Genomic DNA, 18,490 nt, shown 5'->3' with positions numbered 1-18,490 from the left:
TATCGAATATAAATCGTATCGAAGAAATAAAAAAAATCTGGAATTATTAACCTTATAAATTCAAAAAAAAGGTCAACCTATTTCAGGACAATACAGATTAAAGTTAATAAAACACTATTAATGCTAAAGTAAAAATTAAGCTACGTAAAAAGAGCTATTAAGATTAGAAAAAGGAAAAGTTTAAAAGCATATGAAATATATAAAATTACCTATAGATTTTTCTGGTATGTTACAAGGAAGAATGCAAAACAGGTGTTTGATAGAAGAGTCTATTGCCCAGTATATTATGATGCAAATTACCAGCAGATATGGAGAAGTTGCAGGGAAAAATGATTTTGGATCAGATATATGGGAACTCGAGTTTAATCAGTTAGTTAAAATTTATGAATGGGAAGAGCGTGTAAGAGTATCGCTACTTAATTCAATTATTAAGTATGAAACTAGACTTACAGAGATAAAAGTATATGTAAGTTTAAGTGAAGTTGATACCGATGTAGATTCAGAAAAACACTCTGTAGTAAGAAGGAAAGCAGTAATAAGTGTTTCGGGAAACATTGTGCAAACAGGAACCGTATTTAACTTTAATACTTCTTTGTATGTAAGTCCTTTGTCTCAATAAAAAAAATATATGAAATATGAGAAGAAGTTTAATAATAACCTAAATCTATGATGGTTAACGATTATAAAAAAATTAAAGAACGCATGAAAATGCGATCTATGGAGCTATGGGGTATTGAAAATACTCAAAAAGTTGATCCAGTTATTGAGATGTTTTTAGATGTATTCTCTTATGAATTGTCAAAAGTGCATCAAGAAGTAAAAGTATCTGATGCTAAACTTTTAGAAAGAGTATCAAAAATATTAGTTAATGAAAGTTGGTCATTACCTACTCCTTCACATACATTGCTAAGTGTTCACCCTTCAGAGCAAGTTAGTGAAATGGAAAAAACTACGCAGTTATATTTTCAGAAAATAGTTAAAGGAGAGTTAAACGATGTTTTCTTTACACCAATAAAAAATCAAGAATTATTAAAAGCAAATGTATATTGTACTGCTTGGGATAGAGAACTGTCTTTTGATACAAATAAAGGATATAAACATATTATAAATTCTTATAAAGAAAGTAAAATACCTGAATATACTATTTGGGTAGGGATAGATATTGATGAATCATTATTAAAAGATATAAAGAAAATACCAATAAGTATTTTATTAAAAGATTCTCATCTCGATCCATATATTAAAATGAGTAGCGTACAAGATTGTGATGGTAATGATTTAAAGCTATATCAAGAAGAAGATCTAAATACAAATAAAGAACATTATTATGCTACGATACAAAAATATTACCAAGATTATTTATATACCGTAGATCTTAGTAATAGCTCTAAAAAAAGACAGAAATTAACTGATAAGTGTAGCGAGGTATTCAATCAAGAAGATATTGAAGAATATGATAAAGAACTTTTTTGGTTAGAAATATCATTTTCGGTTGCTTTTACAAAAGAAGAATTAGATAAAATTACTATTTCTACCAATACATTTCCTATCGTTAATAGAAAAAAATCTTATAAACAACATAGTTTAAAAAGAAATGGTAAGATTATTTCTCTATATTTTAAAGAGAAGGAATATTTTTTAAATGCAGAATCTCTTATTGACAATGAAGGAAGGGTATATAAGAATGCATTAAAAAATGACATAAATAATATGGAAGGTTCTTTTTCTCTTTATTTCGGAGACATAGAGCAGTTTGATGAACGTAATGCAAAATATATTTTAAGTGATGTAATACAAACAGTACGAGAAGAAGGAAGTTCTTTTTCGGCTATGGGCTATGACTTATTAAATAGCTATCTTGAAGATCTTAATGATAAGTTAGATGCTTTAGAACGTAAGGTAAATTTTAGATTTAAAGATGTAAGCAATAATAATGAAAAAGTTTATTTACAGACAATTCCGTATAAAACTTCAGATACGTATGAGTGTGTTTATTGGACCACAAATGCAGGTTTAGCTAATGGAATAAAAGAGGGTGCTTTACTTAGTCAATACCAAACAATTGATTTAGAGTCTGATAGTATAAGGTTATTAACGGATACGGTTGGAGGAGCCGTGAAAAAAGGAACAAAAGAAAAGATTAGTAGTTTTCGATATGGCTTATTATCTAAAGATAGAATTGTCTCTAATGAAGATATTAAAGAGTTTATGTATGTTACAATAGGAGATGTTGTTAAAAGTGTATCTGTGAAATCAGGTGTTGGAATATCAGTACACAAAAAACAAGGATTAGTTAGAACTATAAATGTAGAGGTGTTACTTAAAGAAGCCGAAAATTTAAGTAGTGAAAACAAAAAACGATTGGGTAATTCCTTAGAATTACAATTAGAGAGTAAATCTGTGCATAACACACCCTATCGAGTGAACATAATATAAAAATTGATAATGGAAAATAATTTCAGTGCAAGTTTAGTATCAGCAGTACGATTAGCAAAGTCGTTTGCAGCTAAAGATAGGCATACAACATATGGGGTAGCACATTTAGCCTTGGCATTACTATATGAATCGACAGGAGTAAGCGACATATTATCTAGCATGGGTAAAGATGTTGATTACTTACAAGAATGGTTCGAAATGCGAAAGGAAGTTTATAAATCAGAAAACCAAGAAGCAACAGAACCTTTACCCGATAAAGAGGTCGATAAAGTATTTGAAGAATCAGAAAGATCAAAATTAAAATTAGGAACCGATTATATAGACGGGCTTTGTGTATTTATTGCAATCCTTAGAGAAGGTGTTGTATATACAAATAAACAATTAGAAACCATTTCTGTAACCGAAGCCGAATTTTATAAGATATACGAGTCTCTAGCTTTTTCTTCAAATAATTTAACTGATAGTGAACAGGTCGAACTAATTGAATCGATACCGTATTGTACGAATCTTATTACCCAAAAAAATATAGACGAAGGAACTCTTATTTTAGGGAGAGATAAAGAAATAAGAAGTATTCTCGAAAGCTTGGAACGACAAGAAAACAGAGGTATTTTATTAGTAGGTGATTCTGGTGTAGGAAAAACAGGAATTATTAAAGGGTTAATTAAACATATTGCAGAGTCAGAGAATACTTTGGTTTCTGAAAAACAAATTATAGGACTTAATGCATCCAAATTATTAGCAAACAGTGCAAATGAGAGCGATGTAGCTAAAAAATTAAGTGATACTTTTGATAAAATAGGGAAATTAGAAAATTGTCTTTTTATTATCGATGACATACAAATTCTTATAGAAGGCACTCAGGGAGGATCAGGGGCTGTAAGTAATTTAATTTCAGCAGAGCTTAATAACGGAACAATAAACCTTATTGCTACTATTAATCCGGATGCCTACAGAAAGACTGTTGAAAAGCATTCTATTAATCGTAAGCTTGAAATAATAAAGCTCGAAGAGCTAGAAATGATGGTGTTGCTTAAATGTTTAGATAATCATAGATATAAGTTAACAGCGTACTATCAATTAAAAATTTCTGAAGAAGCTATTACCGAATCGGTGCAATATTCTAAAAGGTACTTTAAAGAAAATAAATTACCATACGGGGCAATAGAGTTGTTAGATAGAACATTAGCATCTGTACACACCAGTAATGCTAATTCTTTAAAAGAGATTGAAGTATTGCAGAGACAATTAAAGGGACTGGTTTTAGGAGAAAAAGATTCTATAACCAATCTTTACTTTTTATATCGTTTAACGACGGACAAGATAAGCCCTGTAATACTAAATAATATTTCAAGTAAATATGATATTCTTGCGATAAAAGAAGAAGAAGCTCTAGTACAAAACTTAGAAGCGTATTTGGCAGAAGCAAAAGAAATAGCAATACAGCCAATTAAAGAAATTACAGCCCATGAAATTTCTGCAATGGTAGCGAGCATAACAGGAATTCCTATAGGTAAAATACAAGCCGAAGAAAAAGAAAGACTTCTTAATATTGAAGAACGTTTAGGGGCAAGAGTAAAAGGGCAAGATCATGCTATTACAACATTATCAGATGCTATTATAGAATCTAGAAGTGGCTTAAGCAACCCGAAACAACCAATAGGTACATTTTTCTTTTTAGGCCCCACAGGAACTGGTAAAACGGAACTCACAAAATCTTTAGCTGAATTACTTTTTGATGATGAAAACGCAATGATTCGTTTTGATATGTCAGAATTTAAAGAAGAACATTCTGCAGCTCTTTTATATGGAGCACCTCCAGGATATGTAGGTTACGAAGAAGGAGGGATGCTGGTAAACAAAATTAGAGAAAAGCCATATTCGATTATATTATTTGACGAAATTGAAAAAGCACACAGTTCTGTATACGATGTCTTTTTGCAAATTATGGATGAAGGGCATATTCATGATAAATTAGGACGCGAAGGAGATTTTTCTAATGCGATAATCATTTTCACCTCTAATATTGGTAGTCAATGGATTTCAGATCAGTTTGAAAAGAATAAAATACCACAGTCGAATGAATTAACAGAAGTGATGAGTGATCATTTTAGGCCTGAGTTTTTGGGTAGAATTACAGAAGTTGTCCCTTTTGCTCCTATTAATGAAGAAGTAGCACAAATGATTTTTGGTTTGCAATTTAAAAGCCTTCAAAAACAATTAAAGCAACAAAAAAATATAACGCTTAATTTATCTGAAGAGGCTTTAAAATATTTGTCTAAAAAAGGATATTCAAAAACATATGGAGCCAGACCTATATCAGGGGTCATTCGCACCTATCTTAAAAAAACAATATCAAGAATGATTGTATCAGAAAGTATAATTTCTGGCGATGTAGTATTGGTAGATTATAAAGAAGAAAGTTTAATTTGGGAAAAGCAATAGTTCATGGCAATGGATTTAGATAATATAAAGAAAAGTGAAATAACTGGTTTTGTAGCTGAAGTGTTTTATGACGAACTTATGTTCATTTTAAAAGATTCGAAAGACAGTAACGTGTGGATACAAAACCATGGTATGAATAGTAGGGCGTTTTCAAAAGACGTACTAGATTTAACAAGTTACGACCCTTTAAGTATGATGCCTCAGGCAAATACTGTTTTTATTCACTTAAGTCGTAACAGTATTTATCATCAATTGCCAGAGATATTATTTCATCCATTGGTTATTAGTACTCCTTCAATGAGTAATAAAGAGGTGGTAGAAGCGATTCGTGAAAATCGTAAAAAAGAAGAAGAGAATATCCACTTTTTTATGCCTTTTGATACTTTTTTGTTTGAAGAAAAACTAAGATTATCGAATAGGCACTTTAATATTTTTACAGATGATTATGCTAAGGAAAACTTATTTTCTTTTGCAAAGGCTATTATTAAAAAAGATATTCCATTACAAAAAGAGCAGTTATATAAGCTTTTTCTTAATTTATGTAATTCTGAGCAATTAAAAGAAAATTTACCGGAATTAGAGAATTTATTACGATCTATCTTAGGATTTAGTGTGGTGTTAAAATATCAGTTATGTGTAATAGAGGAAAGCCCTTTTTTAGCTTTAGGAGAAGGGATATTAGGGTACGATATCGGTACTCAGGGTCCTGTAATTAGTGAGCAAGATAATATTAATGCTGTTATGTTGTTAGAAGAAAGTCAAGAATATAAAGAGCTACAAAAAAACAAAAGCATTATTAAAAAAATATTAGAATTCTTTACTTTTTCTAATAGAGAAATTATTGTAGAACACCGAATTATGTACACTAATGAATTTCAATTAGGAACAAATTACTTAGGATACGATACCGTATTAGCAGAATCTAAGAAGAAAGTAAAAAAAGTAAAAATAAAAGAACAACGCGAAATAATATTAAGTGTTTAAAATATAAATACCCATAACTAATGAATGTATTATTACTCTTTTTTTTAAAATACTTATTAGCACCACTCGTTATGATTGTTGCAACGGTGGTATTAAATACAATTGCAAAAGGAAAAGCTGTATTAAAGCTTAAGAAATTAATTGTTTTTATACTATTGCTTTCAATAATATTAATACTTCCTAGCCTATTAGGATTTTTAAAATATGAATTTATTTGGGGTGGTTTAGTCATTTCCATTTGTTGTTATTTACTTTTAGGGTTCTTATTTAATTGGTTTTCTACTAGCAAATTTTTTAAAGATATCGGATTTAAAGAAAATAAATGGTTAATGATATTGGGGTTATTTATCTCCATTATATTAGCTTCTTGGGCATATTATTTTGTGTTTTCTTGGGCAAACCAATTGGGGTATGAACTATGGGCAATGTTAACTGTTTTATGGTTTTTAGTACCTCCTTTTTATGTATTTTCTAGAGATATGTATTTACAGATACCGAGTCCATTTTATAAGTTATGGATTGTTGATAATGAGGTTAATGATGAGGAGTATTGGAACAGTGTAGATACTTTTCGATTAATGCAAGTAACCGTAAAAGTAAAACGGTCACCAGAGGCAAAGGAGTATGCTTCTTTTTCTGTAAAACTACCAGAAGACGTAAGTTTAGGTAGGTGGTTTAATCGATTTATTGACGATCAAAATATACGGTTCCCAAACAATATTATCGAGTTAGAAGATGGTAATGGTCCCTATGGTTGGATATTATATACCAACAAGTGGTTGCCCATGCCTATTTTCACTAGAATGCTCGATTTTGAAGGAGATGTAATAGATAATAAGATAAAGAACAAAACTATTTTATATGTACGTCGTGTTTCTAAAAACAATGAAGAAGAAGCAAAAACAGCAGCAGAATAATACGAGATAAATATATATCAGGTTTAAGAAAAGTAAGAAAAAAATGACGCTAGCAAAACTATTCATACTAGGACAAGAAATAGAATTACTTTGGACGAATATGGAATATTACAGAGAAATACGTAAAAACGGAAAACCATCTACAGATATTATAAGTGGTTTAATTACCCTTTGTTTTGCTACAGGAAAAGATACCGATGTTATTCTACGTTGGATGACCAAAGAAAATGAGGACGATACTTGGCAAGAGGTAGATAAAATGGAAGAAGGTAAAATCTATTTTTACGAAAATGGATTAGATTATCCGCCAACAAAAACTTATAAATTTAAAGATACACATTTAATTTACTTTAAAGAAATATTTAATGCGGAGGGAAAAGAACCTATGCAAACAATTATTACAATTTCGCCTGCAATTCAAAACTATGGGGTGAATTTTTTAAAGCGTTGGAATGTAAGTTGGGTAGTTCCTAGCAAAAGAACACCTTATCAAGCAATAGAGAATAATGAAGAACCTAAGTTTATTGAGTACTATTTTGAAAATAATGAAGGAGAAAAAATAACACAAGAAAAAATTCAAGCTGACCAGAAAATCACTTTAGTTATTGAAACTGAAAATGCAGATAACGAAACTATAGATTTAAACTTAAATGATAATAAGTTAGATTATATGTATGATGGTGTAGTAGCTGAAAATGATATTATAAAAAATATTATTGTCACAGGAAAAGAAACTAGAGTTGAATTAACAACGATTAAAGAAAAACATTAAATATGGCTGGAAAACAAAATAAAATAGTAGCAAGCTTTAGTTCAGCTAAGGGAAATAGCTTAGATATTATTTTTCCTGATGAAGAGATTAAAGGTACTGGTCCAAGATTTGTTAATGTAAGTTTTGCTCAACGTGTAGCAGCAAGTTTAAATACAATCTTTAAGAAAAAATTTAAAATTACTTATAATGTTTTTTGTGTTGAAGAGTTGATTATAACTAAGCCTTTAAATCTTAGACCTGAAGTAACTAATATTTTTAATTTAGAGAATGCATTTCTTAATGATGCTATCACAGAAGCCGATATTTTTTTAGTTTAAACAAATCATTTGCTTGGGGGCAAGATTCTGTTACTAAAGCTTTTTATGAATTTCATACAGAGAAATTAGCATATAGAACAAATATTATTAATATAAATAATGATGAAGTTCTTCAGCTAAATGGAGGTTTTATACATAATAGATCCACTATCTTTTTATATGACAAAAATTATAATGATGTTAAAGAAGTAAAAGGAACTCTTTTTTTTAAAGATGAAGGAGGAGATTCCAAGTATACTTTAGGAGGTGTTTATATTCATGAATTAATGTATCATAATTATCCTGATGATTTTGGAGAAGGGGACCCAAATACTAATTATCTTAGAGATTACTTTTTGTTGGAATCGAATACTGGTTCTTTTGTAGATAGTCATTATAAAGGAAAGAATCAGAGAGATAAGCAATTTTGGATTGATGTTAGAAATAAAAACCTAAAGGGGATATGGAATAAAAATAAATAATAAATTATGAAAAAGACGTTAAAATGGATATCGATTCTAGGTGTTCTAATATTTCTCTTGTGTTATCAATCATTGTTAGTGAATAGGAATGTGTCTAATATCCCTTTTACACCTAATATATTTGTAAGCTCATCTAGTGTAAAAAAAACATCTTTTTTTGTTGAATCTTTTGATTATATGCATAATGCTTACTCTAGAAAATTAAATGACTCTATTGAATCTTATCATATGATATATGAAAGAGTTTCACTTAATCATAAGGTAACTGGAGCTATGTGGAAAGTAAAATATAAAAATATGAATGCAAAAAATTTATTAAATTATTTAGATGCGTCAGACTTGTTTTTATTTACATCTTTAAATGATACAGAAGATTTATATACTAAAAAGAAAGTGATTTTTAAAAATAAACAGATTAACCAATATTTAATAGGTTCTTTTGATAAGACTGATAGTTGTTATTATCTTAATTATGACTACCCGAATGACTATACTCCATACAAAGATCAACATAGTTTTAAGAAAAATTTTAAAGATATAATGATTGGTTCACCTCGATAAAATTATGAAAAAAGCACTAAAACTGATATTTACTATAATTATAAAGAAGAAGATGGTTTTTGTAAAAAAACTCAACAAGCGACAGGAAGTTTGGTCGGAGGTTTAGCAGGAAGTTCTGCTGGGGCATATATAGGTGGTTTAATTGGTTCTGTGTTTGGAGGTGTTGGTGCTATACCTGGTGCAATTATTGGAAGCATTATTGTTAGCTACTTTGGCGGTAAAGCAGGTGAAACAACTGTAGAATATATACAAAAAAATTAAAAAAATGAAATATTTATATTATTATATGTGGTTCGTCCAGGCTAAATTTTCAATCGCACTTCAAAGACCTCTTTATAAGATAATTCTTTCGATTAGAAAGTTATATTTTAAAACTAGAAAGTTTAACAAGTATGAGATACAGGAAAGAACAAAAAAATTTAATAACAGAATTAAAAATTTGAATAAACATAATTACAATTTTCCTAATGGTATTACTCATTGGCATGCTTTTGGGTTTACATACCTTACTATTTTAATATTCTTTTTTTTTATCCCCTTGTTTACTATTGATTCATTTGGTGAAACTTTTATTGATACAATATTAAAAGTATATATATATTATCTATAGTTGCAATACTTTGGTATATAATCTACATCAAAAAAAGTAACAAGGATTGGTTAAAAAAAAAGATAAACAAAAAGAGTAAAGAGTTTTATCTGTAGCCTGAATATAGTAATCAAAAGACCAATGATAATGTTATCTAACACGGTATAAACTTAATAAGGGTTAAAGGCTAAAAATAAAAGGTGGTTTTGTATTGACTAAAGTAGTTGCCAAACCCAAAACACACGAATAGAAGCCCTTTACTAAGCTTATACTAGAGCGTTGGCAACAAGGCAAAAAAAACTATGGAAAGAAAACCAATTTATACATTAATACTAGAAGTAGAACCACATTTTGGAGCAAAAATAGCACCTGTTAAACTAAAATTATTTAAACCTAAAAAGACTTTTAAAATTGAATTAAAAGCTAAAAAAAGTGACATTAAAAATGGTTTATTCGGTTTTGATACCATACCTGATAAAAATATTGTAGCATCTGACTACGAAAAATTAAAAAAGGAATACAAACCGCTTTCTAAAAAAATACTAGACGAACAATACATACCTAGTTGGTTAAGTATAAGAAAAGACCAAACGGTTACACTTGAATTAGATTGGGATAAAAAAAGCAGAGCTAAAGAATATAATACGATTGCTTTTGAAGAACATCCTGATTTTACTTTTGAACCTAAAAACATAAAAGACGCCGAAAAAGTAAAAATCACCTGTAAAAACAATAAAGCCAGTACTGCTCAAATAGTAATAAAAGCAGATGATAACTTAATTGTAGGTGCTCTAAATATATTTTACCCTAAACCTAAAAAAATAAAATTAAAATGGGCGATTGCTGAATTTAATGAAGGTGAAATTGATAAAGTTAGAAGTAATTCTGTTTCTTCTAAACTACAAGAGTATTTCAAGAGAGCCTTTAATCCATGCTTAATTGATATTGTTATTGAAAATGAAAAACCTTATGAAATTAATATCCCTATATTAGAAACAGTAACAACAAATACTGATAAAGATAAAACTATTAAATTCCATATTACTAAAATACGTAAGCATATGAATGGTGAAAAAAGAGTTATTTCTACAAAATCTGATGAGCAATCATTCTCATCCAACCTATATCATATTGGTAAACAAAATAATAACTTAAATAATAATGAAACAATTGTTTTAATTTTAACTAATTTAAAATGCTATCGAATGAGTGAAGATGGTTTACCAGCCTATACCAATGGGTTTTCATTAACAGGTAAAGGTCTTTCAGTAATTGCATTAGGGAATACTAAAGTTTCACCATCAGTTGAAATACCGCACGAAATAATGCATGAAATCTGCTTACAACACACTTTTAATATAGCTAGTGGGTTTGAAATATTAAAAGGTAAAACTGATAATTATATGGATTATAATAACACTAAAAAACACACCTATAAATGGCAATGGGCAAAACTTCATAAATCTAAATATTCAAATGAAATATAATTTTATTTATATAGTAATATTAATAAGCTTATTAGCTTGTAATATCCCCAGAAAATTTATTAAAAATGACAACATATGTAATCCTAACTATATTACAGAAAAAGAAATATTTATATTAGACACTACTCTATTAAAAAATATAAAAATCACCTACACACCCAAAATTTTTTATGAAGATAAAAAAACAAAAAAAGAAATAGTTATTTATAGTGATGACTTAATTGTAGTTTATTTACATGATAAAATAAACGAAACAAGTAAGTGGAAATATTACAAAAACCTAAAGCTGCAGAAAAGAAGAGAGGTCTTTAGATTAAAAAATGATGATTCCTTTAATTATTTATACATTAATCAAGCATGTTTTTTTGACAAAAAAGGTAATATAATTAAGACTATTGATTACCGTCAAAAAAATAAGTACCAAATTTGCTTTAAAGAAGCATATAATATTGTTAAAAAAAAGAAACCAAAAAACTATGTAATTAATCATATGGAACGTGATTTTATCATAAAAGAAAAAGATACGATTTACACTTGGAATGTTCATATAAAACATCTTGGAACACCTAAACGGAAAAGTTTTTTATATACTATTAATGCTAAGAATGGTAAAGAAATAAAAAAAGTACAAACGATTGTAATTCATCCTTAATCTATTTATAAATGGCAATGAACAAAACTTTATAAATCTAAATATTCACATGAAATATAAATTAATTTTAGATTAATAATATCCGAAAATATTAAAAAAAGAAGCAGATGAAAAATAAAGACTATTATCCTGTTAATTGGACAGACGGAGTAAAGCTTACCAAAGATCATTTTATCGATAATTATTTTAATACGATAAATAGCATTAATGATAGTGTAAAAACTAGAATGCATACTTATGATTATGGATTATTACAAGCTATAAATGGAGCGGTATCTGCGCTCGAAATAGAAGTTAAGACCCATACGGAAGAACGATTAGTTTTAGCTTTACATAGTTGCAATGCTCTTACTAAATCAGGGTATAAAATTGCATTTTCGGCTGAGATGTATGGAGGAGATATACCTACGGCAAAAATAGAATCGAAAGACGTAGACACCAATAGTAATGTAGAATTTTATGTTATGGTGGCAATAAATCCGTTTGAATTATTGCCTGTAGGAGAACCCGATCCAGAAGTAATTCCTTTACATCATCCGTATGTATTACCAAGAATAGGACTTAAAATAATGCCTAAAAATCAGTTTAATAGCAATTTTATGGATGCCAATTTTTTATTGGTAAGTAAAGTGTATTGGCGAAATGGAAACTTTGTGGTTGATAAAGAATACACACCACCGGTATCTCGAATCGTATATTATAAACCATTACACGATTTTCATAAAAAAATAGCACAGGTATTAGTACGATTACGTAATTACTCTGTAATTATTAATAAGAAAAATAGAGATAAGCAACAGAGTAATACATTAGTTCGTAATACCTTTTTGTTAAGTAATAAGGCAATGGATTTTGTAGGGCAACATATCTTTGAATTCAATCAAATAGGAGAAGAACAACCACCCGTATATATTGCACAAAAAATATCTATTTTGGCTAACTATTTATCGAACGAGTTAACCATTATGGAAGAAACGGAAAAAGAAAAACTATTACAATATTATTATGAATGGATAGATGTAAAACCTTCTGTTTTTGAAGCTACATTAGGGGAGGTAATAGACATGAATTATAATCATCATGAGATAAATAATACCTTAGATAAAGTAGATTACTTTATGGCTATTATGGATCGACTTTGGAAAAAATTAAGTGATCTAGAGTATATAGGGCAACGAAAAGATAATATTGTAATTAGTGAAGAAAGCATGAGTATTAAGGCTAAGCCACAAAACAAATCTTGGTCTATAATAGATTAGTTTTAATGTGTCTAAAAAAAATGTGTCTAATATGTTTAAATAATTATAACTAGTGAAACCTTTAAATTATAAAAAAAGAAGAGCTTCTCAATTGCGATTTTTGTTAGTTTTTTCAATAACACTTACACTGCTGTTTTGTAGTAGTTTGTTTGCAATATATACAGGGAAAAAAGGAATAGATGTTTTAGAGAAAAAGCATGCTGAATATAATGATATTTTCGAAAAACAAGCATTTATAACTTTTAAGATAGATGAAATGACGAAGTATCTATATCGATTAAAAAACAAAAAAAGAACGCTTGGAGAACATAAACAATTTCAGGGGTTAATATCTAACATGCGCACTAATGTAGAACGCGAAATTAAAAATACGGCATCGAGTATCGAAAATCAATTTCAATTGTACATTGAGCTATTGAGGCAAATAAAAGAGATTCAAGCTGTAGTAGATAATTATGAAAATGAATCTGAAGAATACCTATATAATAAAGAATTGTTAGAAAAATGTAGAGAGAAATATAGGTCAGAAGGAGGTAAATCAAAAAAATAAACCAAACAGATTACGTGCTATTTTTAGTGTAAAATACAATAACTACATAAAAAAAAATGAAAACAGATACATTAGATGAATCTTTTTGGAGAAAGATAAAATTTATATTACTATTTACTTTGGCAATTGTTTTACTATATATTATTCAAACAAAATTTATAATGAAAATACCTGCAGTTGATAATGGTGAATTATTAAAAGCAATTGACAATTATGAAAAAATTATACAAAAGCAAAATGAATATACAGAAAAAGTAAAAAACATTAATGCAGAACTAAAAGTAATGAAGTTCGATATACATCAGGTGCAAATAAAAGATGAAATAAATAAAAAAATATTTGAAATTAGAGATGTATACAAAGAAAATAAAATGAATTCGAAATACTTTTTTGGAATTCAATCTGCTAATATTTTGCAAATATATTTCGATACCCGAGAAGAGTATAGTTCTATGTTAAAGAATAAAAAAATTATTATGGATAATCTTAATGAGTGTAAAGCTAATATTTAAAACAGATGAGATTTAATAAAAAAATCATATTAATACTACTATCCCTTGCTGTAATTATAACACTAATTATTGCTATATGGATGCCATATAAAGCAACAGTTAGTTCGATGGATTTTTCGATCTATGATTCTAATAAAAATTACCATTACGAAGTAAATGAAAAATTAAATTTTTCAATAAATGATAGTTTAGATTTTAGGAATCGAGATATGATATGGCATATGGGTAATGGAGATACTATAATGCGTTCACATGATGTTAATTATAGGTATAATAAGAAAGGAAAGTATTTGATAACTTTAGAGGTAGAGACCAAATATAAAATTTCTAAATATATAGAAGTGATATCATTACCAAGAGAAAAAGCAATAGATTCTATTCCTGTAATTCATGGAATAGATGTAGGGTATGTAGGAGAAGAGCTCGTTTTTTCATCATATAGCCCAGGTGTAAAATCTTGGTATTGGGAATTTGGCGAAACAGGTACTGTAGATGCTTATAAAGGGCAGGTAATTTATGTTTATAAAAACCCTGGAATATATAATGTGAAATTAAAAACAAATACATCTAAATACCCCGTTAGTCATTTAATACAAATTTTGCCCTTATTTGAAGCTATTGAAGAATCTGAGCATTTAGATTCCTTATCAATTGCACAAAAAGATATTAAGAAAAGATTGCAAACCATAGCTGATGCTTCTATAAATAATAAGAGAGACTATTATAAAAGTTTAAAACACATAGAAAACAGATATACTTGTAATCAAGCAGATAAGGTAATTATAGTAATTAATGGAGCTAGGTATAATGACTTGTATAGTTATTGCCAAGGGTTACATTATTTAGAAGGTAAAGGTAAAAAAACCGTAATCATTAATGAAGTAGTATTAGATACTTTTAATTGCGTAAAAAAAATACAAGTAACACAAAGCATAATTAATCAATGAAGCAGTCCTATAATAAAAATAAACAAACTAAGGTTTTTAAAGTGTTGGTATTGAGTGTGTTTTTAGTTTTTTCATCAATATTTGAATCGCCACTTTTAGGACAGGTTAAAAAATATAGTAAAATAGAAAAAAAAATTCGAAAGAGTTATAATTTAGAAGAAACTACTAATATACGAAAAAGACAAAAACGAGATCGAAGTATTTATAAAGTATACTCAGATAGTTCAGATAATCTTGTTTATTTAGATGCTTACTCACAAAAAAATGGTGAACCTCAAGATTTTTTAACTCCTTATTATGTATTAGATAATAAAAATGATTTTTTAAAGGTGGTAAAAGCTACTCCTAAATTAATAGGAAAACCTAAGGGTATGTTTTCTTTTTTATTTAGTGGGAAAAATACTTTCAAAGATGCTAAAAAAGCAAAATATGTAGGTTGGATTCATAAAGATAGAGTACTCTATTATTCACATCCAAAATTAAGTGAATATAATTATAAAGCTTTACGTTATGTGATAGGCTCTCATAAAGTTAGTTCGTTGTATAATAAGGCGAAACATGTACATAAAGATTCTGTATATATATTTAAAGATCCATTCTTTAAAGAAAAGAGTTCTCATAAATTAATGTTAGATCAATTTGTCTATTTATACAAATATAGTGTTAATAAAAAAGCCGCATTAGTTTCAAATTTAGCACATCTTAACTCAAAAACTGATTTCCCTAGAACTATGGGGTGGATTCCTGAATCTTTATTGAAAAAGATAGGTCAACAACAGGTATATAGTATTGTTGATACAGACTCACTAACTTTTTTTGATGAAAACAAAAAAAAACATGAATATATAGATAGAAATGAAATAGGAGGTTCGTTTATGTATGATACTTCAAAACATCAAAAACAAACAATAGTTAAGGATAGTTTAAGAGCATTGATAGTGCCAATAAATGTTTGGAATCATTCTGATAATAAGCTTATAAATGTAGATGGAGAAGATGTTTTGATTAGAAAGCTAAAAGAAATAAAGAACGATAATAAAAAATTGAACTTTCATTTTATTTTTGACTGTAGCACTGAGCTTCAAAAAAAACAACTGCTTTTAATGAGTTCATTACAAAGAATAGGACTATTTTTATCTACAGAAGAAAAATATAAAGGATATGAAGTTAGTTTTAGTGCTAGTTCTTATGGTTGTGGAAAGTTTTATCGGTTACCAAAAACTACTTCATTTTTAATTTGGGTAGATTTTCTTCAAAATATATTTTTAGATTTACCTGCAGATTTTACTCCGGAAATAAATACGGATGGAATCTCACAGTGTTTTGAATATGCTACTCAAGGCTTAGGAAAAGAAAGTTTTACAAATAATATTATAATAATTTCAGGGGAAAAACGTTTTTTTAAGGCTCCACAGCTAAAAGAGATGACTCAGAGGTTAGGAAAAACATCTTCTCGAATTATTTTTTATCAATTAGAAAGTAAATCAGATGATTATCACCAGGATTATATTTTACAAGCGAAAGATATTTTAGGACAAGTAAGTTTAAGTCATTCTAATTTTATAAGAGCATTTATTGTAGAAAATACGCTTATTAAAAATAAAAACACATTTAAAAGTATTCCAGCTCCAGATAATATTTATATTTATGATGCTCCAGATAATAGCACATATCAAGGAGGTATTACATTTCCTAAAATAAACAAGGTGTTGTCCGCAACTTCTTTTGATATAACGTTAGATTCAGTACTCAGTAAAACAATACGGTTTAATAAAATTTTGACAAATTCTTTAGAATATCATGCTGAAAATTTAGGGTTTCTTAGAAGTAAATCAGGGGATAAAATAAAAGAAATGATATTGAAAGATACAATTTATTTCAATAACTTATCTAAGTTGCCAAGGAACTATATGTTTGAAAGATATTACCAAAATAAATATCAGAATTTAGAAGATAATCCAAAAGTTGTTTTAGGGTACTTATTAAGTAAAGAAGAATTAAAACAACTAGTAGATAGTTATAAATCGTTAGTGCCATTGTTTTCTAAAAATATAATAGTAAAAAGGAAGCATAGAAGACGATTATATAGATTATATAGAAAAAACAGATTAGATTTTAATAAAAATCTGTTTAGAAAAACACTTAGAAGAAAAGATTATTTGGCTGATTTATTTTTTCTAAAAACAGGGCTTCCTGTAAAAAATATTTTTTTAACGAAAACGAAATTTAAACATATGAAACGAAAACGAAAAGCGACTCATATTGTTTTTGCAGAAACAATGAGAAAATTAAGAGATAAAATAGAAATATTAGAAGAATTACAATTAAATAAGGAAGTTAAAATGTATAAAGACGGTAGCGGAAAGGAATATTATTTTATTTCAAACAATCAAATTCTTTAGTATGAGTACATCTACAGATTTACCGATACATGAAGTTATATTAAAAATAATGTATAATGCTGATAGAGAAAAACCAATGGGTTTAACTACATCAGACATTTTATGGAAGATTGATAATCCTGAAATTACAGAACGATATGTAAGAGAAGTATCTGACTGGTTGGTAAGAGAGCGAAAGGTTAAATTATATTTAGATAAATACAGCTTAGATAGGCATGAATTTTTAGAGCAAAAAGCAAAGAGCGAAGAAGAAGAGGACGAAGAAGAAGTGCTAGCGGTTGGAAATGAGACCTTTTATATAAAACCATCTAATAAAAAAATAAAAAATATAAGAAGCAAAATATTTTTTTTTACAGGAGCATTCGTACTTTGTTTTATAACTTATTTATATATTAATATGTTAAGAGATTATGAGGTTACAACAAAAGAAATAGTAATTAGTTCTGTCTTAAAAAAACAAGTAGCATTAAAAAATATATTTCTTTCAAGTGATGAAGATAATGAAAATAAAAAAATAGAAGAGATATCTTATTTGTTTTCCAGACAAAACAAGAACAATAATAATATACAATTTGAAATAGCACGACTATATAACGTAATAGACAGTTTACAACAACAACAACAGTCTCAATTAAATATTATTCAAAAAAAAATAGATAAAAATTTAAACAAAAGCATTAATTATACGAATGAAATATTACATAATATAATACTCTGTAATATTTTATTTTTAATAATAATCGTTTTCACTTTTTTTAAAGGAAAAATATAATTTTTAGAGCTATATGTTTCTGTATTATAGAATAATAAAGTATATTTACAGAGCAAATGACAATTTAGAATTTTCTTCTTCTTTGTAAAATAAACTGTCATACTTGTATAAAAACAGGCGAAGCTAGTCTGTGTTATGAGTATACCTATTTTGGGAATTTCTCCCTAGTAAAACATGTTTATTTTTTTAGTTAGAAAATTATCTATTGTTATAGGTAATATCTTTGTTTAGCGATTTTATAATACTAGTTACATTATTCGTGAGACAAAATAAAATAATTATTAATTAGAAAAAAAACATTATTATGGGATCATTTAGAGCTTCACTAGAACTAGGAGGAAAAGAATTTGACGTATTACAAACAGAATACGTATTTAGTAGAGATACGGATAAAAAAGGTAAAATAGCCTCTAATGTTTATGGCGGA

Annotated in this window: 18 protein-coding genes; all 18 read left to right on the top strand. The window is 27.9% G+C overall.

Annotated features, from left to right (window positions below; all coding sequences use genetic code 11):
* Window positions 1-241: 241 nt before the first annotated feature.
* The gene (locus tag AQ1689_RS09330; protein ID WP_198913886.1) at window positions 242-619 is read left to right on the top strand and encodes a hypothetical protein; all 378 of its coding nucleotides are present in this window, start codon (window positions 242-244) and stop codon (window positions 617-619) included.
* Window positions 620-666: 47 nt separating this feature from the next.
* The gene (locus AQ1689_RS09325) at window positions 667-2,436 is read left to right on the top strand and encodes a type VI secretion system baseplate subunit TssF (RefSeq protein WP_101915403.1); all 1,770 of its coding nucleotides are present in this window, start codon (window positions 667-669) and stop codon (window positions 2,434-2,436) included.
* Window positions 2,437-2,445: 9 nt separating this feature from the next.
* A complete protein-coding gene (locus AQ1689_RS09320; protein WP_198913885.1) occupies window positions 2,446-4,881 on the top strand; it encodes an AAA family ATPase in 2,436 nt (811 codons plus the stop codon).
* A gap of 3 nt (window positions 4,882-4,884) precedes the next feature.
* Window positions 4,885-5,865 carry a hypothetical protein gene (locus AQ1689_RS09315; RefSeq protein ID WP_101915404.1) on the top strand — a complete coding sequence of 327 codons (981 nt, stop codon included), beginning with the start codon at window positions 4,885-4,887 and terminating at the stop codon, window positions 5,863-5,865.
* Window positions 5,866-5,885: 20 nt separating this feature from the next.
* Window positions 5,886-6,782 (top strand): TssN family type VI secretion system protein, encoded by an 897-nt coding sequence (locus tag AQ1689_RS09310; protein ID WP_145993648.1) that lies wholly within the window; start codon window positions 5,886-5,888, stop codon window positions 6,780-6,782.
* A 43-nt stretch (window positions 6,783-6,825) separates the two neighbouring features.
* Window positions 6,826-7,554 (top strand): type VI secretion system tube protein TssD, encoded by a 729-nt coding sequence (tssD, locus tag AQ1689_RS09305; protein WP_145993752.1) that lies wholly within the window; start codon window positions 6,826-6,828, stop codon window positions 7,552-7,554.
* A 2-nt stretch (window positions 7,555-7,556) separates the two neighbouring features.
* Window positions 7,557-7,871, top strand: coding sequence for a hypothetical protein (locus AQ1689_RS09300; RefSeq protein WP_101955913.1), 315 nt, complete (start codon window positions 7,557-7,559; stop codon window positions 7,869-7,871).
* A 467-nt stretch (window positions 7,872-8,338) separates the two neighbouring features.
* Entirely contained in the window at window positions 8,339-8,893 is a 555-nt protein-coding gene (locus tag AQ1689_RS09295) for a hypothetical protein (RefSeq protein WP_145993650.1), read from the top strand.
* A 90-nt stretch (window positions 8,894-8,983) separates the two neighbouring features.
* Window positions 8,984-9,154 (top strand): hypothetical protein, encoded by a 171-nt coding sequence (locus AQ1689_RS09290; RefSeq protein WP_180947567.1) that lies wholly within the window; start codon window positions 8,984-8,986, stop codon window positions 9,152-9,154.
* 630 nt (window positions 9,155-9,784) lie between these two features.
* On the top strand, window positions 9,785-10,969 hold the full coding sequence (locus tag AQ1689_RS13315) for a hypothetical protein (RefSeq protein ID WP_232122606.1): 1,185 nt from the start codon (window positions 9,785-9,787) through the stop codon (window positions 10,967-10,969).
* Complete coding sequence (locus AQ1689_RS09280; RefSeq protein ID WP_101915411.1) at window positions 10,959-11,621, top strand: hypothetical protein; 663 nt, start codon at window positions 10,959-10,961, stop codon at window positions 11,619-11,621. Before AQ1689_RS13315 ends, AQ1689_RS09280 begins: the two co-directional genes overlap by 11 nt.
* Before the next feature lie 107 nt (window positions 11,622-11,728).
* Complete coding sequence (locus AQ1689_RS09275; protein ID WP_101955911.1) at window positions 11,729-12,880, top strand: hypothetical protein; 1,152 nt, start codon at window positions 11,729-11,731, stop codon at window positions 12,878-12,880.
* Window positions 12,881-12,932: 52 nt separating this feature from the next.
* A complete protein-coding gene (locus AQ1689_RS09270; RefSeq protein WP_145993651.1) occupies window positions 12,933-13,430 on the top strand; it encodes a hypothetical protein in 498 nt (165 codons plus the stop codon).
* A gap of 56 nt (window positions 13,431-13,486) precedes the next feature.
* Window positions 13,487-13,942 carry a type VI secretion system TssO gene (gene tssO / locus AQ1689_RS09265; RefSeq protein WP_101915414.1) on the top strand — a complete coding sequence of 152 codons (456 nt, stop codon included), beginning with the start codon at window positions 13,487-13,489 and terminating at the stop codon, window positions 13,940-13,942.
* A 107-nt stretch (window positions 13,943-14,049) separates the two neighbouring features.
* Window positions 14,050-14,889 (top strand): PKD domain-containing protein, encoded by an 840-nt coding sequence (locus AQ1689_RS09260; protein ID WP_198913884.1) that lies wholly within the window; start codon window positions 14,050-14,052, stop codon window positions 14,887-14,889.
* Window positions 14,886-17,291 (top strand): type VI secretion system protein TssR domain-containing protein, encoded by a 2,406-nt coding sequence (gene tssR, locus AQ1689_RS09255; protein ID WP_101955909.1) that lies wholly within the window; start codon window positions 14,886-14,888, stop codon window positions 17,289-17,291. The genes AQ1689_RS09260 and tssR overlap by 4 nt, the downstream gene beginning before the upstream one ends.
* Window position 17,292: 1 nt before the next feature.
* Window positions 17,293-18,063 carry a DUF5457 domain-containing protein gene (locus tag AQ1689_RS09250; RefSeq protein WP_101915417.1) on the top strand — a complete coding sequence of 257 codons (771 nt, stop codon included), beginning with the start codon at window positions 17,293-17,295 and terminating at the stop codon, window positions 18,061-18,063.
* A 304-nt stretch (window positions 18,064-18,367) separates the two neighbouring features.
* On the top strand, window positions 18,368-18,490 hold a 123-nt coding region (tssD, locus tag AQ1689_RS13445), incomplete at its 3' end, for a type VI secretion system tube protein TssD (RefSeq protein WP_394364670.1).

Origin of the sequence: Tenacibaculum finnmarkense, from assembly GCF_900239185.1 — a bacterium.
Lineage (GTDB): Bacteria > Bacteroidota > Bacteroidia > Flavobacteriales > Flavobacteriaceae > Polaribacter > Polaribacter finnmarkensis.
The sequence above is the reverse complement of the archived record's forward strand: the minus strand, read 5'-3'. Positions and strand labels throughout refer to the sequence as shown.